Here is a 20920-nt window from a genome sequence, read left to right as displayed (position 1 = left end):
ATTGTCCCGTACGCGCCTATCTTGGAGTTCACGAGGTGGCAGACCATGCATGAGCTCTCACTTACGGAAAGCCTTATCGACGCCGTCCTGGACCGAACAGGTGATCGGCAGGTTACCCTCGTGAATCTTCGCATTGGGGCGCTCTCAGGTGTGCTTCCGGATGCTATGCGCTTCTGTTTTGAAGTCGCCTCCGCCGGCACCCCGCTGGCCGGTGCCCAGCTGAAGATCGATGAGCCCCGCGGCCAGGGCCGGTGCCGCAACTGCAAGCGTGATTTCGTGCTGGAAGACCTGATTCTGTTGTGCCCCTGCGGCAGCGCGGACGTGGAAGTCCTCGGCGGCCGTGAACTCGCGGTGACATCGGTGGAGGTGGCATAGATGTGTACCACCTGTGGCTGCGGAGACGCCGAGAACACGCGAGTGGCGGGCATCGAGATTGGGCAGGCCGGCCACGACCATCCTCACCACCACAGCCATCCCCATGAGCATGCCCATGGACTCGACCATGAGCATGCTGCCAGCGGCCCGGAAACCATTGCGCTTGAGCAGGATCTCCTCGCCAAAAACGACCTGCTGGCCGCCCGGAACCGCGGCTGGCTGGAGGGCCGGAGCATCCGCGCCCTCAACGTGATGAGCTCGCCCGGCGCTGGCAAGACCACGCTGCTGGTCCGCACGCTTCAGGAACTGGGCGACCGACTGCAGGCCGGCGTTATCGAAGGCGACCAGGAAACGTCGCTGGATGCCGACCGCATCCGCGCGCTCGGACGGCCCGTCATCCAGATTAACACGGGGGCCGGCTGCCATCTGGATGCCGACATGCTCCGCCGAGGACTCGATGCCCTGGACCCGGCCATGGATTCGACGGTGTTCATCGAGAACGTCGGCAATCTCGTCTGTCCGGCGCTCTTCGACCTGGGCGAAACTGCCAAGGTGGTGATCATTTCGGTGACGGAAGGTGATGACAAACCTCAGAAGTACCCGCACATGTTCATGGCGGCCGACTTAGTGATCGTCAATAAGTCGGACTTGTTGCCTTACGTGGATTTCGATACCAGTGCGTGCCTGGAGCGCATTCGCCAAGTTAATCCGCGGACCGAATTCATGGTCGTTTCGGCCACCACCGGCGAGGGGCTGCCCCGCTGGTATCAGTGGCTCGAAGGCGACGCTCCCGAGCCGGAAACCCTGACCGGATCCCTGACTACAGACGCTCACTGAGCCCTTTCGAGGGCTCTGAAGGAGGCACTGATGCCTACCGAAACATCCTTGCAGGCCGAAGAAGCCCTCATCCACGTGCTGTGGATCAACGCGGGGCTCAGTTGCGACGGAGATTCGGTCGCGCTGACGGCGGCCACGCAGCCCAGCGTCGAGGAGATCGCGCTCGGCGCGCTGCCCGGGTTGCCCAGGATCGCGATGCACTGGCCGCTGATAGATTTTCAGTGCGGTCCCCAGGAAGGGGCCGACGACTTCCTTGAATGGTTCCGCAAAGCGGACCGCGACGAACTGGAGCCGTTCGTCCTGGTGGTCGAGGGCTCCATCCCCAATGAGAAGCTCCACGAACCCGGCGGTTATTGGTGCGGCTTCGGCAATGACTTGGAGACCGGCCAGCCGATCACTACCAGCGAATGGCTGGACCGGCTTGCGCCGAAAGCCACGGCGATCATCGCGGCCGGTACCTGCGCCACTTACGGCGGCATCCATGCGATGGCCGGCAATCCGACCGGTGCCATGGGAGTGCCCGATTATCTGGGGTACGACTGGAAATCCAAAGCAGACATTCCGATCGTCTGCGTCCCGGGTTGTCCCATCCAACCGGACAACCTCTCGGAAACCATCACGTATCTGCTCTACCAAGCCACGGGGCAGGCGCCGCCGATTCCGTTGGACGAGTCGCTGCGCCCCACCTGGCTGTTCGGCAAGACGGTTCATGAAGGCTGCGACCGCGCCGGTTACTACGAGCAGGCCGACTTCGCCACGGAATACGGGTCGCCGAAGTGCATCGTCAAGCTCGGCTGCTGGGGCCCCGTGGTCAAGTGCAATGTCCCCAAACGCGGATGGATGAACGGTATCGGCGGCTGCCCCAACGTCGGCGGTATCTGCATCGGATGCACGATGCCGGGATTCCCTGACAAGTTCATGCCTTTCATGGACGAGCCGCCCGGCGGCAAGCTTTCAACCAATGCCGTCCGCCCCTACGGTGCGGCGATCAAGGCTTTGCGCGGCATCACGGCCAACACACTGGACAAGGAGCCCAAGTGGCGTCGGCCCGGACGCGAACTCCTGACCGGTGCCCGACGCACCTGGTAACCGAACGGCTACTTCAAGACAAGGCGAAGCACAATGACCTCCACAATTCCAACGCCTTCCCAGAGCAGCACAAGCGGCAGCAACCTTGTGGAGATGGCGTGGGACCCCATCACCCGGATCGTCGGCAGCCTCGGCATCTACACCAAGATCGATTTCGAGAACAGCCAGGTTGTTGAATGCCGCAGCACGTCCTCGATCTTCCGCGGCTACTCCTTGTTCATGAAGGGCAAGGATCCTCGAGACGCGCATTTCATCACCAGCCGGATCTGTGGCATCTGCGGCGACAACCATGCCACCTGCTCCTGCTATGCCCAGAACATGGCCTATGGCGTGAAGCCCCCGCATCTGGGCGAGTGGATCGTGAACCTCGGCGAAGCGGCCGAGTACATGTTCGACCACAACATCTTCCAGGAGAACCTCGTCGGCGTGGACTACTGCGAAAAGATGGTCTCCGAAACCAACCCCGGCGTACTGGCGAAGGCGGAGAACACGCGCGCCCCGCACGAAGCCGACCACGGCTACCGTACGATCGCTGACATCATGCGCTCGTTGAACCCGTTCACCGGCGAGTTCTACCGCGAGGCCTTGCAGGTCAGCCGCCTCACGCGTGAGATGTTCTGCCTGATGGAGGGGCGCCACGTCCATCCGTCAACGCTGTACCCGGGTGGCGTCGGCACGGTGGCGACCATCCAGCTGATGACCGACTACGTCACCCGGCTGATGCGCTACGTCGAGTTCATGAAGAAGGTTGTGCCGATGCATGACGACCTCTTCGACTTTTTCTACGAGGCCCTGCCCGGCTACGAGCAGGTGGGACTGCGGCGCACCCTGCTCGGCTGCTGGGGCGCCTTCCAAGATCCGGACTTCTGCAATTTCGAGTACAAGGACATGACGGACTGGGGCCGGAAAATGTTCGTGACTCCCGGCGTCGTTGTTGACGGAAAATTGGTGACCACCGACCTGGTGCGGATCAACCTCGGAATACGGATCATGCTCGGTTCCTCGTACTACGAGGACTGGGAGGACCAGGAAATGTTCGTGACGCAGGATCCGCTGGGCAATCCGGTGGACCGCCGTCATCCGTGGAACCAGCACACCAACCCGAAGCCGCAGAAGCGCGACCTGGCGGAGAAGTACAGCTGGGTCATGTCCCCGCGTTGGTTCGACGGCACGGACAACCTCGCCCTGGACACCGGCGGCGGCCCGTTGGCCCGGCTCTGGTCGACGGCGCTGGCAGGGATGGTCGACATCGGCTACATCAAGGCCACCGGCCACAGCGTGCAGATCAACCTGCCCAAGACCGCGCTCAAGGGGCCAGTATCTTTCGAATGGCACACCCCGCAATGGAGCAACACCCTGGAGCGGAACCGGGCCCGCACGTACTTCCAGGCCTACGCCGCCGCGGCCGCACTGCATTTCGCCGAGCAAGCGCTCGAAGAGATACGGGCCGGAAGGACCAAGACTTGGGAAACCTTCGAGGTCCCCGACGAGGCCTTCAGCTGCGGCTTCACCGAGGCCGTGCGCGGCGTGCTGTCGCACCACATGGTGATCCGCGACGGCAAGATCGCCAACTACCACCCGTACCCGCCCACCCCGTGGAACGCGAGCCCGACGGATTCCCAGGGCATCTCCGGGCCGTACGAGGACGCGGTCCAGGGGCAACCCATCTTCGAGGAGAACGACCGCGAGCATTTCAAGGGGATCGACATCATGCGCACGGTGCGTAGCTTCGACCCCTGCCTGCCCTGCGGCGTCCACATGTACCTGGGCAAGGGGCAGACCCTGGACAAACTGCACTCCCCGACCCAGACGATGACCGGCGAGTGACCTGCCATGCCCGCCGGGGAGCAGCCACGCCAGATCGGTGAGCGCATCGGCACGCTTCTGGACGCGCTCGGGGCTGGCGGCGCCGTCGCCCGTGGACGCGCGGAGGATCTGGTCCGCGAGGTGGCCGACCTGTACGGAGCGGGACTGGAACGGCTGCTGGAAATCCTCAAGGACCGAGGAGTGCTCGATCCCGCCACGATGCAGGCGCTGACCTCGGATGAGCTGGTGTCCGCCGTGCTGCTCATCCACGGGCTGCACCCGCAGGATGTTCAGACCCGGGTTGCCGCCGCGCTGGATAGCGTCCGCCCCTACCTCGGCTCACACGGCGGCGACGTGGAACTGCTGGAAATTAACGACGACGGCGTGGTGCGGCTGCGCCTGTTAGGCACCTGCCAGGGGTGCCCGTCGTCGTCCGTTACCCTCAAGTACGCGGTGGAGGAGGCGATTGAAGCAGCCGCCCCGGAAGTGTCGACGATCGAGGTCGTAGAGGCCGAAAGGGCGGCCGCCTCGCCGGCCGTGATTCCCGTGGACGCACTGCTGGTCCGGCTGAACAGGGAACCCGAGGGTTCCGGGGACCAGCCAACAGGTTCCTGGGAGCCCCTGCCCCAGCTCGCCGAGCTGGAACCCGGGGAGGTCGCGGGCTTCCTGGTCGGCGACGGCTATTCCCTGCTGGCGTGCCGGACCGGGCAGGATGTGTACGCCTACCGTGACTACTGCCCGCGTTGCACCCGCTCGCTGGAAGGCGCGACGCTGCAGCGCGCACTCGCGGCACCGGTCGGCGGCGGCCTGTTGCGCTGCCCCTCCTGCCGCAGCCACTTCGATGTGCGGCAGGCCGGTCAGTGCCTGGAGGACAAGGCCATGCATTTGGATCCGCTGCCCCTGCTCAGCCGTGGCGGCGTGATGTGCGTGGCCGTCCCGGTGTCCGCCGGCCACGGAGGCTGAGATGGATATCGCGCTGCTGCGCAAGATCGCGGCCACCAAGCGGACTGAGACCGGTGCGCGCTGCGAGATGTGCGGCGAGCCCATCGCGGAGCAACACCAGCACGTAGTCGATGTGGAGAGCCGCGGCATGCTGTGCACCTGCCGGCCGTGTTACCTGCTCTTCACGGATGCCTCCGCCCGGCTCCGCTACCGCGCCGTCCCCGACCGCTACCTCTCCTTCCCCGACTTTGACCTCGGCCCTGGTCAGTGGGAGGAGCTCGAAATCCCGGTGGGCCTGGCCTTCTTCTTCTACAGTTCCAAGTTGGAGCGCACGGTCGCCTTCTATCCGGGCCCCGCGGGAGCCACCGAATCCGAACTTCCGCTGGAGGCGTGGGGGGCGGTGTTGGCGCGCAATCCGAGCCTGTCCGTCGCCGCCGCTGATACAGAGGCGCTGCTGATCCGTGGTCCGGGGCCCGAGCGGGCACAGGCGGACTGCTATCTGGTTCCGGTGGACGCCTGCTACGAACTGGTGGGCCAGTTGCGCCGTGTGTGGCGCGGGTTCGACGGCGGACAGCAGTCCCGCGAGCAACTCAGGATGTTCTTCGACCAGGTCCAGAGCCGGTGCCAGCCGGTGCGCGAGGAGGACCGTGGCGGTGCCGGGCCGGGGGATTTGCCGTGACCAACTTGTCCTTCACGGTCCTCGATATCCAGCCCGAGCCCTACTCTGCGGCTCCCCAGCTGACTGCCCGGCTGCGCGTCACCGAGTCCAGCGGCGCCGTCGTCCATGCGATCGCGCTGCGCTGCCAGATCCGCATTCTGCCGCAGCGGCGTGGCTATGGCCCGGGCGAGGAACCAGGGCTGCTGGATCTCTTCGGCGAGCGCGGCCGCTGGCCCTCGACCCTGAAGTCCTTCCTCTGGCTGCAATGCAGCGCCCTCGTCCAAGGGTTTACCGGAAGCACCGAGGTGGAGCTGCCGCTTCCCTGCACCTTCGATTTCGAGGTCGCGGCGGCCAAATACCTGAACGCCCTGCAAGAGGGCATGATCCCGTTGGAATTGCTGTTCTCCGGCACCGTCTTCACCAGAGGCCAGACCGGGTTCACGGTGGAACAGGTGCCGTGGGACCTCGAGGCTTCCTACCAGCTGCCGGTGGAGGCGTGGCGCCGGCTCATGGACCTGCACTTCCCCAATACCGGCTGGCTCCGGCTGGACCGCGAGGTGCTCGCATCGTTGGCCCACTTCAAGGCAGTCCGCGGGCTGACCTCTTGGGAGGCAACCATGGAGGCGCTGCTGGCCGGCGCCACCGCGAACGTTGTGGGTGAGCCACCGCGATGAATATGGGACTGAGCCTGGCCCGCGCCGTCGCCGATGCTGTCCTCTACGAGGGGTACCTGCTCTACCCGTACCGCGCGTCGTCCCGGAAGAACCAAGCACGCTGGCAGTTCGGTATCCTCGGCCCGCCCGGCGCCGCGGCGGCGGGGCTTGGTGAGGAACCGGACATGTCCGCGGACTGCCTGCTCACAGCCGGCCGGAACGCGGCGGTTCAGGTGCACCTGCGCTTCCTCCAGCTGCAGACCCGGACCGTGGAGGAAAAGTGCGACGACGGCGCGTTCCGGGCCGTGGGAGAGCTCACCGTGGGTGCCGCCCGATGGCTGAGCTGGGACGAAGCCGTGGAGCAGGAAATCGCCCTGGGCCCGTTTGCACTGGCTGACCTGGCCGGCCAGCAGGGGGAGGGGCTGGCACTGCCGGTCGAGGTGCCGGCCGGCCGGGACACGGAGTTGCTCACCGACGGCGCCGGGCAGGTCGCCGGGCGACTGGTGCGCCGCCGTCGCCGACTCCGCGGAGAGGTCAGGCTGACCGTGAAGCCGCACGCTAACGGGGTCATTCGGCTGCGGGTAACCGCGGAGAACGTCGGTCCCGCCACGGATACGCCCGGAGCCGCGAACAAACAGGATGCCATCGGCTTGTCCTTCATTGGAACCCACGCTTTGCTGACTTTGCAGGACGGGGATTTCCTCTCCCTGCTCGAGCCGCCGGAAGCGGCAGGAGCCGCGGCCCGGTCCTGCACGCAGCACCGCTGTTGGCCGGTCCTCGCCGGACCCGAAGGCCAGACCGACGTGCTGCTCATCTCGCCCATCATCCTCTACGACCATCCCGCCGTCGCGCCGGAAAGCTCGGTGGAACTGTACGACTCGACGGAGATCGACGAAATCCTCACGCTGCGGGTGCTGACCCTCACGGACGAGGAAAAGGCGGAGGCCCGGGCCACCGATCCGCGGGCGGCAGCGGTGATCGACCGCTGCGCCGCGATGTCGCCCGAGGAACTCCAGCAGTTGCACGGCGTCCTGCGCGATCCCCACGCCGCGGATTTCCTGACGCTCATCGAAGAGCCGGCGGCCGGATCCGGGGGCAACAGCGGATCGGAGAGCCTTCCGTGGTGGGATCCCGCGGCGGACGCGAGCGTCCATCCTGACGAGGACGCCGTGCTGATCGGAAGCGTTCCGGTCGCCCGCGGCAGCCGGGTGCGAGTGAAGCCGGGCCGGCGGGCCGATGCCCAGGATCTCTTCTTCGCCGGTCAGGCGGCGAGGGTCACCAGCGTCCATTTCGACGTCGACGGCAGCACGCATATCGGACTGGTCTTCGAAGAGGACCCTGCAGCCGACCTGCACGAGGGCTACGGCCGTTCCTTCTACTACGCCCCAGACGAACTGGAGCCTCTTGATCCCGCCCCGTCCGGCGGACAGTCCGAAACCCAGCACGGAAGGGAAAACCAATCATGAGAGCAGTAGGGATGGTGGCCACGGGCATGCTTTCCGCCGTCGCGCTCGGCCTCGTCTACCTCGGGCTGCGGTCGCTCCCGGACATCCGGCGCTACTTGAAACTGAGCCGGATGTGAACACCAGGATCCAACCACGCACAGCGGTCGGTGATACGGCCGCGGATTTCACAGGACGTGCCCTGGTGGCCGGCGTCGGCAACATGTTCCTGCGCGATGACGGCTTCGGCCCTGAGGTGGCACGGCGCCTGACCACAGCCGCGGCCGGCCAACGGCCCGGACTGCAAGTGGTCGACTATGGAATCCGGGGGATGCATCTGGCGTACGACCTGCTGGCCGGCGTGGACGCGCTGATCCTGGTAGATACAGTCCCTCCCGGTGCGCACGATGCAGAACCGGGAAGCATCCGGATCCTGCGCGTAGGTGCCGAAGACCTCGCGGAAGCAGGGCCGCTGGATCCACACGGCATGGATCCCGCTGCGGTGTTGAACCGGCTTCGCTCACTCGGCGGCAAACTGCCGACAACCTACGTCGTCGGCTGCGTACCAGCTAATACGACGGAGGGCATCGGGCTCTCGCCAGCGGTCGCGGCCGCTGTCCCCAAGGCGATGGCCGCCGTCGTCACGCTCCTGGAAAAAACGTTCCCCATCCCACCTAAGGAGGTACCGCCATGTGCCTAGGCATACCGGGGCGGGTCATCGAGCTCGTTGAAGGCTACGCCGGCCAGCTCGCCCTCGTGGATGTAGCCGGGGCGGAGCGGAAAATCAACATCGGGCTGTTGGAAGACGGTCCGCCCGAAGCCGGCAGCTGGATCCTGATCCACATGGGTTTCGCCTTGCAAAAGATGGATGCCGAGGGTGCGGAGCAGGTAATGAGCGGCCTCGAATTGATGGGGCATGAGCGCGATTCCGGGAGCGGGTTGCCCTAGATCGCAGGGCTGGAAATCGAACAGCAATTTCTATCGAGGAGGACCACCATGTCCGAGGAACAACCATCCGAGTCCAGTGAACAGCGGGAGCAGCCCAAGACCGACCGGCTGGGCAACGACTTCAACAAAGGCACCAACCCTGCGCCCGGCGGGCAAACGGATACGGGCGGCAGCGCCGTGCCGCCGTACGAGGGCAGGAGCACGGAACGCAATGAGCCGGCCGAGGGCACCGCCCGCGCGTGGGGCAGCGAACCTCCCGAGAAAGAGCCGGAGCAACCCGGGCCGGAGGAGACTCCCGCTGACGCCAAGATGGCTCCGGAAGGGGTCGGTGCGAGCATCACCCGCGGCGGCGAAGAAGTCATCAGGCAGGACGGCAAAGAGCCGGGCCGGGTGGACACCGGGACCAAGGGACCGTCCGAGCGTCCGACGGGCACGTCGACGACCCGCGACTCCACGGACGTCGATCGCGACGAGGAGTCGGGAGAGGCCGCTCCCCAAGCGCCGTAGCGTCTGGCTTGCCACCCGGGCTAGCGTTCGAGTGCGATCGCCGCGCCCCGATGCTCGACGCCCTTGTTGGCGATCTCCAGGTGCCGGGCGGTGAAGTGCTGCAGTTGCCGCAGTTCACGCGGGGTCAGGACATCACATACCCAGTCACAATGGAGGGAGACAACATCCCCGACGTTGAGTTTCTCCACGAAACCCGTTCCTGCCACGGCGAATTTCGCGGTCTCGACCACCGGGTCCCCGACGGACAGGAACGTGCCGTTCCAGACCAGCTGGGGCGAGCTGACCACGGCCTCGTCACCGGCAATGCCGCGGACCTGGCCCCAGCGGATCCGGCAGCGATCGAGCACGGTGAGCGCCGTGGCGTACCGTCGCTCGTCGCGCAGTAGGCCCAGCCAAGGATAAATCTCGAAGACGTGGAAGCTGTGGTGGGGAACGCCGCCGGCCAAGACCCCTTCCACCAAGTGCGGGAACTGCTGGCCGGTCCGAGCGCGGAAGCGATCCTCCATGGAATTGCCCATGTTCCGGATGCCCACGGAATCCAACAGGCTATTGCCCACCCAGTAGGCTTCCACGACGCGACGGTCCAATGGATCCGGGATGCCGGTCGCTCCGGCGATTAGCTCCAGGTACGGGTAGGCTCCGGCAAACCCTTTCGCGAGTTCGCGGAGCCCCTGATCGGTGATTCCGGTCTGTCCATAGTGGAGCAGCGCGTCGCTGTCCAGCGGACCGCAGCTGCCCCGGGCATTGGGCGGGTAAGCATAACGGACAAACAACTGGGCGCCGTCGATGACCATGATGTGCCACCTTCCGCTCATGCGTGCTTCGACGGTAGCACCGGGGTCGGCACACGGGCAAGGAATACGGACCCCGGGCAGCTTCGGCCCCCTTTTTCGCCCGCCGCCGGGAAAAGCGCTCTGCGACTCACCGGCCTCATTGAGGCAAGGACCCCGGTCAACGAGCACAGTTCATGGGCTCGTTGACAGGCCTGATCCCGAGGGCGATGCTGTTTACACTGAAGCACCGCGGCCTCAGCGTCCCTGATGCCGAAACGGCGCAATGCGACAGGATCCGGGGAGCGTGCCCATGACCGCTGAGTTCAACCGCCGGTCAATCCTGCAGGCCATCGGGCTGGGTGGCGGAATCGCATTTTTAGCCGGATGCGGCGGCAGCCGCACCGCTCCGACGCAGACCGGGGGCAGCACGTCTTCAGGCATCAGCTTCCGTGACCAGCAGGGCAGGACCATCACCTTCGACCGGCCGGTCACCCGCGTGGTGACCATTCCCATGCCGGCCGCGTCGCTGCTGGTGGCAGTGGACGGCGGCGCAGATCATCTGGCCGCCATGCACAACGCATCCTGGGTGGCGATGCGCGACGGCATCCTCGGCACCATCTTCCCCAGGGCTTTGGAGCTTCCCCACGAGATCGCCACGCAGGATTTCACGCCCAACGTCGAGAGCGTACGGGCGCTGAACCCCGACGTCGTTATCCAGTGGAGCGATGCCCAACTGGTGGCCCCCTTGGAAAACGCCGGGCTGAAAGTGATCGGCCTGGTCAACAACGGCAAGCAGGAGGACGTGGACGCGTGGATCGCCATGTTTTCCGCCATGCTCGGGAAGCCGGAACGGGCCACAGAGATCAAAAACCACAGCGACCGGGAACTCGCGGAGGTGAAGGAACTCGCGGCCGGACGTAACGCCCCCGGGCCGAGCATCCTCTACTTCAACCGATTTGTTGGCGGGCTCAAAGCCGCCGCCGCCAAGACCTACAACGACTTCTATATCAAGCTGGTAGGCGGCAGCAATCCCGCCACCGGCGACGACGCGCTGCCTGGTACCGGCATGGTTGGACTGGACGTGGAACAAGTCCTGAGCTGGGATCCGGAGGTCATCCTGCTGGGTAATTTCGACGGCGCCATGCCGCAGGACGTGTACGACGATCCGGTCTGGAAGAACGTCGCCGCGGTCCGGTCCCGCCGGGTCTACAAGGTGCCGCTGGGCGGCTACCGCTGGGATCCGCCGGGCCAGGAATCGCCGCTCATGTGGCACTGGCTGAGCGACATCGCCTTCCCGCAAGAGCAGTCCGGGTTGCGCGGCAAGATTACCGACTACTACCGGATGCTCTACAACTACCGGCCGACCAATCCGGATCTCGATCGGATCCTCTGGGCCGAGCAGAACCGCCAATCCGCCGACTATCAGCAGTTCAATGCTGGATGAGGCGGCCTATCCACGGTCGAAAAAACGGCGAAAGGCGGCTCGCCGTTCCCCTCCACGCAGGGATAGGCGTGAGCGGTCCGGCGGTCCGCCCGTTTTCACACCGATCGCGGTCTCCGCCGGCCTGCTGACAGTCGTCTGCCTGGTGGCGCTGGCGGTGGGTCGCTACAACGTCCCGCTGTGGCATGTGGCGCAGATCCTCGCCGCCCAACTCTTCCCCGGCGCCCCCGAGGTCAGCGCCACGGAAGAGAGTGTTGTTGTGCTAGTGCGGCTGCCGCGGGTCCTGCTCGCACTGCTGGTGGGGGCCGGGCTGTCGATCGGCGGGGCTGCCCTCCAGGCAATCTTCCGTAACCCGCTGGTCAGTCCCGAGATTATTGGAGTGTCGGCCGGCGCGTCCTTTGGCGGCGCCTTGGCCCTGCTGCTCGGTTTGGGCTCCCTGCTGCTCGTCTCCGGCGCGTTCATCTTCGGACTGCTGGCCCTCGTCATGCTCTTCCTGATCACCTCCGGGCGCGGCGGGACGCCCCTGCTGATGATCGTGCTTGGCGGGGTAGTGATCGGCTCCTTCTTCTCCGCGCTCGTCGCCTTCATCACCTACATCGCGGATCCGAACACCACGCTGCCGGCCATCGTCTTCTGGCTGCTCGGCAGCGTTGCGTCCGCTACCTTCGCGAAGGTTCTGGTGGCGGCAATGCCGGTCCTGCTCGGCACTATCGTGCTCTTGGTTCTGCGCTGGCGGATCAATGTGCTCTCCTTGGGCGACGACGACGCTGCCGCGCTGGGACTACGGCCCTCGACCCTGCGCTGGGTGGTGCTGGTGGCCGTTGCGCTGATGGTCGCGGGCGCCGTCGCGGTCAGTGGAGCTGTCAGTTGGGTGGGCCTGGTCATCCCGCATGTGGCCCGGATGTGGGTGGGGCCCGACCACCGGGTGCTGCTGCCGGTGACGTTCCTGCTGGGCGGAACCTACCTCGTCGTGATCGACACCATTGCCCGGACGCTGACCGCCGGGGAGATTCCGCTCGGAGTGCTCACCGCCCTGATCGGCGCACCGGTGTTCTTCCTCCTCCTGCGCCAAAACCGGGACAGGATCTGGGACAGTGCTTGAGCTTGACGGCGTAGGGTTCGGTTACAGCCCGCAAAAGTGGACGTTCCGCGGCGTCAGCTTCCAAGTACAGGCCGGCACCGCCACGGCCGTGCTGGGCCCCAACGGAAGCGGAAAGACCACACTGGTGCGCTGCGCTGCAGGGTTGCTGTCGCCGGTGGAAGGCTCCGTTCGCCGGGACGGAGACGCCGGCTACGTGCCGCAAGCCCACGGGAGCGCTTTCGCCTACCCCGCACTGGAGATGGTGCTCATGGGGCGGGCCCGGCAGGTCCGCTTTTTCCGCTCGCCCGGAGCGGCCGACCGAGCGGCGGCGCTGGAAGCGATGGACCGGATCGGCATCGCTGAACTACAGGACCGGCTGTTTCCAACGCTGAGCGGCGGCGAACAGCAACTGGTCCTGCTCGCCCGCGCCATCGCCACAGGCTGCCCCGTTCTGGTTCTCGACGAGCCCGCCACCGGTCTGGACCTGAAGAATCAGGCCCGCATCCTGACGCTGCTGCGCGAACTGTGCTCCGACGGCATGACCGTACTGCTGAGCACGCACCATCCCGACCACGCGCTGTATCTGGCGGATCGGGTGGTACTCATGGGCGGATCCGGGCCGACAACCGGGACCGCGGAAGAGTTGCTCACCGCCAGGGAACTCTCCGCGCTGTACGGCGTTCCGGTCAGCACTCTTCTGTACGCCGACGGAAACACGCAACAACGCACCATCGTTGTCCACTACGGAGGACTTTGACCCGATCCTGTACCGATTGCTGAGTTGCCGGGTAGCCACAAGCAAAGGCGGCGGGGCCGGGCAGCCAGATCACTCTACGGCCCGGTGGCGCGGGCTGTTCGGGTTCATCAGCGAGTGCTTGCGGCTGTAGAACATGTAGATGACCAGGCCGATGATCAGCCAGACCACGAACCGCAGCCAGGTTTCCCAGTGCAGCTGGAGCATCAGGAACAAGGAGGCTAAGACCCCGAAGGCAGGTACCACGGGCATCAGTGGCAGTCGGAAGCTCCGCGGCACCTCCGGTCGGGTGCGCCGCAGCACGATCACGGCGACACTGACCACCACGAAGGCGGCCAGGATGCCGATGTTGGTCAGGTCGGCTACGGCCCGGATGGGGAAAAATCCTGCCAGCAGCGCTGCTGCGCCGCCGGCGATCCAGGTCACCCGCTGCGGGGTGCCGTGCCGGTCCGTCGCCGCGAACCAGGACGGCAGCAGCCCGTCGCGGCTCATCGAGAACCATACTCGGGTCACGCCCAGCAGGAAGGTGAGCATCACGGTCAGGATCGAAACCACGGCGAAGGCGGCAATGATCGTGGCCACGGTCGGCAACCCGACCGACTCGAAGGCGGACGCGAACCCCGCGGTGGGGCTGATGTCCGTGTAGTTCTGCATGCCGGTCAGCACCAGGGTGGCCAGCACATACAGCGTCATCGCGATGCCCAGCGACAGCAGGATCGCCTTAGGCATGTACTTCTTGCCGTCTACGGATTCCTCCGCCGCCGTGCTCATCGCGTCATAGCCGAAGACCGCGAAGAAGACAGTGGCGGCCCCGGCCAGCACCGGACCGAATCCGGAAGGCATGAACGGGGTGTAGTTGTCCGGGTTCACGTAGAAGAAGCCCAGCCCGATGATGAAGAGGATCAGCGCGATCTTCAGCCCCACCGCTATCAGTTCGAACCGGCCGAAGGTGCGGGTCCCGCGGCTGAGGATCCAGGCGATCAGCAGACAGACCAGAAGGGCCGGCAGGTTGATCACGCCGCCCTCGACCGTGTCGCCGGTGCCCTGCATCCACGCCGGCACTTGGACGCCGATGCCGTCCATGAAGGCGGTGAAATAGCCCGAGATGCCGAGGGCGACTACGGCGACGATGGCCGTGTATTCCAGCAGCAGGTCCCAGCCGATAAACCAGCCGATGATCTCCCCCAGAGCAACATAGCCATAGGTGTAGGCGGAGCCGGCAAATGGGATCATGCCCGCGAATTCTGCATACGACAGTGCAGCCGCCGCGCTGGCCAGGCCCGCAATGAGGAAGGAAATGAGCACCGCCGGGCCGACCGGCGGCGCGTCGGGGCCGCCATTGGCCACCAGACCGGCCAGTGTGAAGATGCCGATGCCGATGATCCCGCCGACGCCGATCGCGGTCAGCTGCCATAGGCCCAGGCTTTTGGAAAGATGGCTTTCCCCGCTCTCCTCCACCATCTCTGTGATCGGCTTGCGCCTGAGGATGGATTGGGAACCGCTCCCGATAGACATGCCGGACTCCGATGTTCGAGCCTGCATCTGCCGCCGGAACCCTGCGTCAGGGGCGGCTCCGCCGTGCGGATGCCCTGTACCTTTTCGAGTATGGACCGTGCGCCGCCCGCTGGGAATAGTTTTGCGGCCCTGAACATGCAAATCCCGCCACGCCGGTGTCGATCTCTACCGTGCTTGGTCCCGGCGGACGGCCGCGATAGCGTCAAACCGTGGACAAGCCGAAGACCGTAGACGAATACCTGGCCACCTTCTCCGAAGACGCCCGTCAGCTGTTAGACGAGCTGCGCGCGCTGAGCCGCAGGCAGGTACCCGAAGCCGCGGAAGCCTTGAAATGGGGTTCTCCGGCCTACTCTCTCGACGGCACCATCATGTTTGTTTTTGCCGGTTACCGTCAGCACGCGAACTTCGTTTTCACGCCGAGCACCCGAGCGGCGTTCGCCGACGAACTCACGGACTTCCGAACAGGCAAGGGATCGGTACAGCTGCCCTACGGGCAACCCGTTCCCGCCGGGCTGTTGAGACGGATGATTGACCACCGCATCCGGGAATTCCGGGAAGACGGTGTGTTGTGGATGTAGGAATGCGGTGACGGCGGGGTCCTAAGGTCCCTGGAGCGTCTCATCTTTCAGCCCGGCTGACGGGACTTTGAGGACTGCCGGCTTCCCGCCGTCGCACCCCTGTTGTGCGTGCACCGTTTGGGTTAGGGTGGGCGCATGTCGCGGTTCAGCTTTTTGGAGTGGCCCGTTGTACGGCAGCTCCGATCGAGTGATTCACTCGGGCGGGGCGAGGCCGTAACTTCGCCGCGAACCCGCGAGATCACTCCCCGGACATCTACCGCAGACCGCGTGGTGCAAAGCGTTTGCCCCTACTGTGCGGTGGGATGCGGCCAACGCGTCTTCGTCAAGGACGAAAAGGTTGTCCAGATTGAAGGCGACCCGGATTCGCCGATCTCCCGGGGCAGGCTCTGCCCCAAGGGATCCGCCAGCGAGCAGTTGGTCAATGCGCCGAGCAGGCAAACCCAGGTGCTGTATCGGGCACCCCATGCCAAGGACTGGCAGCACCTTGACTTGGACACCGCCGTCGACATGGTGGCCGATAGGTTCCTCGCCGCACGCCGGAACAACTGGCAGCAAAACGATGAGCACGGCCGTCCGCTCCGGCGGACCATGGGCATCGCTGGCCTGGGCGGGGCAACCCTGGACAATGAAGAGAACTACCTGATCAAGAAGCTCTTCACCGCTGCGGGCGCCATCCAGCTCGAAAACCAAGCACGCATTTGACACTCCGCCACGGTTCCCAGTTTGGGAACCTCCTTTGGACGCGGCGGAGCGACGCAATCGCTCCAGGACATGGCCAATGCCGACTGCATTGTTATCCAGGGCTCGAACATGGCCGAGTGCCATCCCGTCGGCTACCAATGGGTGACGGAGGCCAAGGCGCGCGGCGCGAAGGTCATCCATGTAGATCCACGGTTCACGCGCACCAGTGCGGTGGCAGACAAACATGTTCCAATCCGTGCCGGTTCAGACATCGTTCTTTTGGGCGCCCTGATCAACCATGTGATCAGCAACGATCTCTGGTTCAAGGAATACGTTCATGCGTATACGAATGCGGCAACGCTGGTGGGCCAAGACTTCCGTGACACGGAGGACCTGGACGGGCTGTTCTCCGGATTCGACCCGGAAACGGGCCAGTATGACCTGGCGTCCTGGGCCTATGAGCGGAAACCCGGGGCAGAAGAATCGGACGGAGACGGAGACGGACACGAACACGGTGCTGATACCTCCGAGCGCGCCGCCGGGCAGCAGTACGGCAGCGGCGGCCCGCCTTTGGGGCGCCCGGATTTCGAGCAGGACCCGACCCTTGAGCACCCGCGGACGGTGTTCCAGATCCTGAAACGCCACTACTCGCGCTACACCCCGGAAATGGTCCGTGACGCCTGCGGCATCTCCCTCGAGGACTTCGACTACCTCGCGCGGGCCGTCACGGAGAATTCCGGCCGCGAGCGGACCACCTGCTTTGCGTACGCCGTCGGCTGGACGCAGCACACGGTGGGCGCGCAGTTCATCCGCACCGCGGCAATCCTGCAGCTCTTGTTGGGCAATATGGGCCGGCCAGGCGGGGGAGTTATGGCGCTGCGCGGCCATGCCAGCATTCAGGGTTCCACAGACATCCCGACGCTGTTCAACCTGCTGCCCGGTTACCTCCCCATGCCGAAGGTCGAGACGGAGACTCTGCGCGATTACCTCGACGCCATCGCCTCCCCGGAGCAGAAGGGTTACTGGGCGGATGCCGACGCCTACACCATCAGCCTGCTCAAGGCGTGGTGGGGCGATTCGGCCAACGAAGACTCGGACTGGGGCTACGGCTACCTTCCGCGGATCAACGGCCCGCACGGGACGTACCAGACCGTGATGAGCATGCTCGATGACGAGGTGGAGGGCTACTTCCTCTTCGGCCAGAACCCCGCCATCGGGTCCGCGAATGGCAGGATGCAGCGCCTTGGCATGTCCCATTTGAAGTGGCTGGTGGTGCGCGACCTCAACCTCATCGAGTCGGCCACGTGGTGGAAGGACGGTCCGGAGATCGCCTCGGGCGAGCTGCGCACCGAGGACATCGGCACGGAGGTCTTCTTCTTGCCGGCCGCGACCCATGTGGAGAAGGCCGGCTCCTTCACCCAGACGCAGCGGTTGCTGCAATGGCGGCACCAGGCGGTCCGGCCGCCGGGTGACTGCCAGAGCGAACTACAGTTCTTCTACGAGCTGGGCAAGCGCCTCCGGGCCAAGCTGGCGGACTCGACCGATGAACGGGACCGGCCGCTGCTGGACCTGACCTGGGACTATCCCACCGACGAACACGGCGAGCCCGATGGCGAGGCGGTGCTCGCCGAAATCAACGGCCGTTATCTCACTGGTCCCAAAGCCGGCCAGCCCCTCTCGTCCTACACCGAGATGCGCCCCGACGGCTCGACGGCGGGCGGCTGCTGGATCTACACCGGCGTGTATGCAGACGGCATTAACCACGCCGCGGACCGAGAGCCCGGGCAGGAACAAGGGCCGGTCGCCGCCGAATGGGGCTGGGCATGGCCGGCCAACCGCCGCATTCTCTACAACCGCGCCTCGGCGGACCCCGAGGGCAAGCCGTGGAGCGAACGCAAGAAGTACGTCTGGTGGGACCGGGAGCAGAACCGGTGGATAGGCGAGGACGTCCCTGACTTCCCCGTCGACCGCGCTCCGGGAAGCCGTCCGGATATATCCCTGGGCGGTGCAGCCGCGCTGGCGGGAGACGACCCCTTCATCATGCAAGCCGACGGCAAGGGCTGGCTGTTCGCGCCGAAGGGCATGGTGGACGGCCCGTTGCCGACCCACTATGAGCCGCAGGAGTCCCCGGTGGCCAACCCGCTCTACCGGCAGCAGCAGAACCCCGCCCGACTGATCTATCCGCGCGAAGACAACCTCAGTGCGCCCAGCGCGGGCACGCCCGGGGCGGACATCTATCCCTACGTCTTCACCACGTACCGATTGACCGAACATCACACGGCCGGCGGGATGAGCCGGTGGCTGCCGTACCTCTCCGAGCTTCAGCCGGAGATGTTCTGCGAAGTGTCTCCGGAATTGGCGGCCGAACGTGATTTGGAACCCTACGGATGGGCAACAATCATCTCGCCAAGGGCTGCCATCGAGGCCAGGGTGCTGGTCACCGAACGGATGAGGCCGCTGGTGGTGGGCGGCCGCACGATGCACCAGATCGGGTTGCCCTATCACTGGGGAGTCGGCAGTGACGCCGTCGTCAGCGGCGACGCAGCCAACGACCTGCTGGGGGTGACTCTGGATCCGAATGTGCAGATCCAGGAGTCCAAGGCCGGATCATGCGACATCCGTCCAGGCCGGCGGCCGCAGGGACCGGAACTCCTCTCCCTGGTTGCCGACTATCAAGCCCGCGCCGGTGTAACGCCCGAGACCGGCAGCGAAAAGGTCACCGGCCCCAACCGGGCGTTGGGCGACGACTCGACGAGGGAAGGCTAAATGAACAAGCTGACCGAAGCTCCCGGACACATTCCACACACGGGACACCCGCGAAAGGGCTTTTTCACCGACACCTCGATCTGCATTGGATGCAAGGCGTGCGAAGTGGCCTGCAAGGAATGGAACCGCAACCCCCACGACTCGGACTACGAACTGCTTGAGTCCTCCTACGACAACACCGGCGCGCTGGGAGCCGACACCTGGCGCCATGTCGCCTTCATCGAGCAGGACCGCGAGCACATCGAAAAGGCACGCGACTCCGGACGGGCGCTGGTCAGCCTCGGCATGCCTGGCATCGGGCCGCCGGGAGACTCAGACGCCGCGGGCGGGGTGGATACGTCGCCCCCCGATACGCCCGATTTCAGGTGGCTGATGTCCTCCGATGTGTGCAAGCACTGCACCAACGCCGGGTGCCTCGACGTGTGCCCGACCGGTGCGCTGTTCCGCACCGAGCACGGCACTGTTGTGGTGCAGGACGATGTCTGCAATGGGTGCGGCACCTGCGTGGCCGGGTGCCCGTTCGGCGTCATCGAGCGGCGCAGCGACGGCACGGCGGGGGTGAAGGCACAGCGCGACTTCACCCCCGGGGAGCAGGCGCCGACCCGCAACGTGGGCGTCGCCCAGAAATGCACGCTGTGCTACGACCGGATGGTTGATGGCCAGACGCCCGCCTGCGCCCAGGCCTGTCCGACGACGTCGATCAAGTATGGCGAGCGCGAGGAGCTGGTGAGCACCGCGAAACAGCGCGTTGCCGAACTGCACTCGCAGGGGCTGACCGAGGCGCGCCTGTACGGGGCCAACGACGCCGACGGGGTCGGTGGCACCGGTTCCGTGTTCCTGCTGCTGGATGAGCCGGAGGTGTACGGTCTGCCGCCGGATCCGCGCGTTCCCACCGCCGACTTGCCACGGATGTTCAAGCGGGCGGGAATCGCTGCGGCCGGCATGCTGGCGGCGACCGCTGCGGCCTTCTTGGCTGGAGGCCGCCGTTGACCGTCTCCGACTTCGACAACTACCGCTCGCCCGAACCACCACGCCGGTCGAAGCGCGGAGGCAAGCGGCGGCGCGCCGGAACAGGGGAGGGCGCCGGCGAAATGCCGATGGTGCCGGAGCCGGAGTTCACCTCGTACTACGGCCGGCCCGTGGTCAAACCGCCGCCGTGGGGCGACCCGATTGGCGCCTACCTCTTTCTGGGCGGCGTGGCCGGCGGCTCGGCGCTGCTGGGACTCGGCGGGCAGCTCACGGGCAGGCCGGCGTTGTGCCGCAACAGCCGACTGGCCGCCCTGACATCAGTGGGGATTGGTGCTGCCGCGTTGGTTGCCGACTTGGGCCGGCCGGAACGTTTCCTCAACATGCTGCGCACCATCAAGCCCACGTCTCCGATGAGCCTTGGCTCCTGGATCCTTGCGGCGTTCAGCGCCGGCGTCGGAATCTCGGCAGCTTCCGAGATCGACCGCATGACCGGATCACGGCTCCCGCTGGGGCCCCTGCGCAGGATGCTGCGCGCGATGGAGGGGCCGGCGGGCGTGGAGGCGGCCTTGTTCGCAACCCCGCTCTCCGCTTACACCGCCGTGCTGTTGTCGGACACCGCCAACCCCACGTGGAACGCGGCGCGCGAAGATCTGCCCTTCGTCTTCGTGAGTTCGGCCAGCCTCGCCGCGGCGGGCTTGGCCATGATCACCACGCCCGTGCAGCAAGCAGGGCCCGCCCGGGCGCTCGCGGTACTGGGTGTAGCCGGTGATGTGATCGCTGCCCGGGCCATGGAAAACCGGATGGACCCGGTGGCTGCCGAACCCCTCCGCGAGGGTGCTCCCGGACGAATGCTCGTATGGAGCCAGCGGCTGGCAGTCGCCGGCGGCATCGGAGTCCTGGCCGGCGGCAGGCAACGGCCCGTAGCAGCGGCCTGCGGTCTGGCGCTGCTGACAGCCTCGGCGTTGACCCGGTTCGGGATCCTGCGGGCCGGCATCCGCTCCACCGAGGACCCCCGATACACGATCGAACCGCAGAAGAAGCGGCTTGCGGCGCGGCGGAAAGCCGGCATCGTCGACGATTCGATCACGACCGCCGGATAGCCGGG

General features: G+C 65.8%; 21 protein-coding genes. 19 read left to right on the top strand and 2 right to left on the bottom strand.

Annotated features, from left to right (window positions below; all coding sequences use genetic code 11):
- Positions 1 to 45 precede the first annotated feature (45 nt).
- From AC5RWT_RS14420 to AC5RWT_RS14365, 12 genes are all read left to right on the top strand, one after another.
- Positions 46 to 375: a hydrogenase maturation nickel metallochaperone HypA/HybF gene (locus tag AC5RWT_RS14420; protein ID WP_494080769.1), complete on the top strand. Its 330-nt coding sequence runs from the start codon at positions 46 to 48 to the stop codon at positions 373 to 375.
- Complete coding sequence (hypB, locus tag AC5RWT_RS14415; protein ID WP_494080768.1) at positions 376 to 1212, top strand: hydrogenase nickel incorporation protein HypB; 837 nt, start codon at positions 376 to 378, stop codon at positions 1210 to 1212.
- Between the two features lie 48 nt (positions 1213 to 1260).
- Positions 1261 to 2301 (top strand): NADH-quinone oxidoreductase subunit B family protein, encoded by a 1041-nt coding sequence (locus tag AC5RWT_RS14410; protein ID WP_494080767.1) that lies wholly within the window; start codon positions 1261 to 1263, stop codon positions 2299 to 2301.
- A 93-nt stretch (positions 2302 to 2394) separates the two neighbouring features.
- Positions 2395 to 4128, top strand: coding sequence for a nickel-dependent hydrogenase large subunit (locus tag AC5RWT_RS14405; RefSeq protein ID WP_494045465.1), 1734 nt, complete (start codon positions 2395 to 2397; stop codon positions 4126 to 4128).
- A 6-nt stretch (positions 4129 to 4134) separates the two neighbouring features.
- The gene (locus tag AC5RWT_RS14400; protein ID WP_494080766.1) at positions 4135 to 5070 is read left to right on the top strand and encodes a NifU family protein; all 936 of its coding nucleotides are present in this window, start codon (positions 4135 to 4137) and stop codon (positions 5068 to 5070) included.
- A 1-nt stretch (position 5071) separates the two neighbouring features.
- Positions 5072 to 5728, top strand: a complete 657-nt coding sequence (locus tag AC5RWT_RS14395; protein WP_494080765.1) for a DUF5947 family protein — start codon at positions 5072 to 5074, stop codon at positions 5726 to 5728.
- The gene (locus tag AC5RWT_RS14390; RefSeq protein WP_494080764.1) at positions 5725 to 6381 is read left to right on the top strand and encodes a DUF6084 family protein; all 657 of its coding nucleotides are present in this window, start codon (positions 5725 to 5727) and stop codon (positions 6379 to 6381) included. The genes AC5RWT_RS14395 and AC5RWT_RS14390 overlap by 4 nt, the downstream gene beginning before the upstream one ends.
- A gap of 2 nt (positions 6382 to 6383) precedes the next feature.
- Entirely contained in the window at positions 6384 to 7826 is a 1443-nt protein-coding gene (locus AC5RWT_RS14385; protein WP_494080763.1) for a phage tail assembly protein, read from the top strand.
- Positions 7823 to 7942: a DUF6893 family small protein gene (locus AC5RWT_RS14380; protein ID WP_494045470.1), complete on the top strand. Its 120-nt coding sequence runs from the start codon at positions 7823 to 7825 to the stop codon at positions 7940 to 7942. Before AC5RWT_RS14385 ends, AC5RWT_RS14380 begins: the two co-directional genes overlap by 4 nt.
- Entirely contained in the window at positions 7939 to 8502 is a 564-nt protein-coding gene (locus AC5RWT_RS14375) for a hydrogenase maturation protease (protein WP_494080762.1), read from the top strand. Before AC5RWT_RS14380 ends, AC5RWT_RS14375 begins: the two co-directional genes overlap by 4 nt.
- Positions 8493 to 8750 (top strand): HypC/HybG/HupF family hydrogenase formation chaperone, encoded by a 258-nt coding sequence (locus AC5RWT_RS14370; RefSeq protein ID WP_494045472.1) that lies wholly within the window; start codon positions 8493 to 8495, stop codon positions 8748 to 8750. The genes AC5RWT_RS14375 and AC5RWT_RS14370 overlap by 10 nt, the downstream gene beginning before the upstream one ends.
- Positions 8751 to 8798: 48 nt before the next feature.
- The gene (locus tag AC5RWT_RS14365) at positions 8799 to 9257 is read left to right on the top strand and encodes a hypothetical protein (protein ID WP_494080761.1); all 459 of its coding nucleotides are present in this window, start codon (positions 8799 to 8801) and stop codon (positions 9255 to 9257) included.
- 20 nt (positions 9258 to 9277) lie between these two features.
- Here AC5RWT_RS14365 and AC5RWT_RS14360 read toward each other — a convergent pair whose 3' ends face one another.
- Positions 9278 to 10072: a DUF6390 family protein gene (locus AC5RWT_RS14360; protein WP_494080760.1), complete on the bottom strand. Its 795-nt coding sequence runs from the start codon at positions 10070 to 10072 to the stop codon at positions 9278 to 9280.
- 268 nt (positions 10073 to 10340) lie between these two features.
- Here AC5RWT_RS14360 and AC5RWT_RS14355 point away from each other — a divergent pair, with 268 nt between their 5' ends.
- The 3 genes from AC5RWT_RS14355 (at position 10341) to AC5RWT_RS14345 (ending at position 13309) form a co-directional block, all read left to right on the top strand.
- Entirely contained in the window at positions 10341 to 11474 is a 1134-nt protein-coding gene (locus tag AC5RWT_RS14355) for an ABC transporter substrate-binding protein (protein WP_494080759.1), read from the top strand.
- A 103-nt stretch (positions 11475 to 11577) separates the two neighbouring features.
- A complete protein-coding gene (locus AC5RWT_RS14350; protein ID WP_494080781.1) occupies positions 11578 to 12573 on the top strand; it encodes a FecCD family ABC transporter permease in 996 nt (331 codons plus the stop codon).
- Positions 12566 to 13309 carry an ABC transporter ATP-binding protein gene (locus AC5RWT_RS14345; RefSeq protein WP_494045476.1) on the top strand — a complete coding sequence of 248 codons (744 nt, stop codon included), beginning with the start codon at positions 12566 to 12568 and terminating at the stop codon, positions 13307 to 13309. Before AC5RWT_RS14350 ends, AC5RWT_RS14345 begins: the two co-directional genes overlap by 8 nt.
- Positions 13310 to 13378: 69 nt before the next feature.
- Here the strand turns inward: AC5RWT_RS14345 and AC5RWT_RS14340 are convergent, their stop codons facing one another.
- Complete coding sequence (locus AC5RWT_RS14340; protein WP_494045477.1) at positions 13379 to 14821, bottom strand: amino acid permease; 1443 nt, start codon at positions 14819 to 14821, stop codon at positions 13379 to 13381.
- A 209-nt stretch (positions 14822 to 15030) separates the two neighbouring features.
- On the opposite strand from AC5RWT_RS14340, the gene AC5RWT_RS14335 reads away from it, so the two are divergent.
- The 4 genes from AC5RWT_RS14335 (at position 15031) to nrfD (ending at position 20915) form a co-directional block, all read left to right on the top strand.
- Positions 15031 to 15399 carry an iron chaperone gene (locus AC5RWT_RS14335; RefSeq protein ID WP_494080758.1) on the top strand — a complete coding sequence of 123 codons (369 nt, stop codon included), beginning with the start codon at positions 15031 to 15033 and terminating at the stop codon, positions 15397 to 15399.
- A gap of 135 nt (positions 15400 to 15534) precedes the next feature.
- Positions 15535 to 18846, top strand: coding sequence for a formate dehydrogenase (gene fdh / locus AC5RWT_RS14330; protein ID WP_494080757.1), 3312 nt, complete (start codon positions 15535 to 15537; stop codon positions 18844 to 18846).
- Positions 18847 to 19836 (top strand): 4Fe-4S dicluster domain-containing protein, encoded by a 990-nt coding sequence (locus AC5RWT_RS14325; protein WP_494080756.1) that lies wholly within the window; start codon positions 18847 to 18849, stop codon positions 19834 to 19836.
- Positions 19833 to 20915 (top strand): NrfD/PsrC family molybdoenzyme membrane anchor subunit, encoded by a 1083-nt coding sequence (gene nrfD, locus AC5RWT_RS14320; RefSeq protein ID WP_494080755.1) that lies wholly within the window; start codon positions 19833 to 19835, stop codon positions 20913 to 20915. The genes AC5RWT_RS14325 and nrfD overlap by 4 nt, the downstream gene beginning before the upstream one ends.
- Positions 20916 to 20920 lie beyond the last annotated feature (5 nt).

The sequence above is a fragment of the Arthrobacter sp. Dra40 genome (assembly GCF_059091905.1).
Note: the sequence above shows the minus strand (reverse complement) of the source record. Positions and strands in the feature narration are given on the sequence as shown.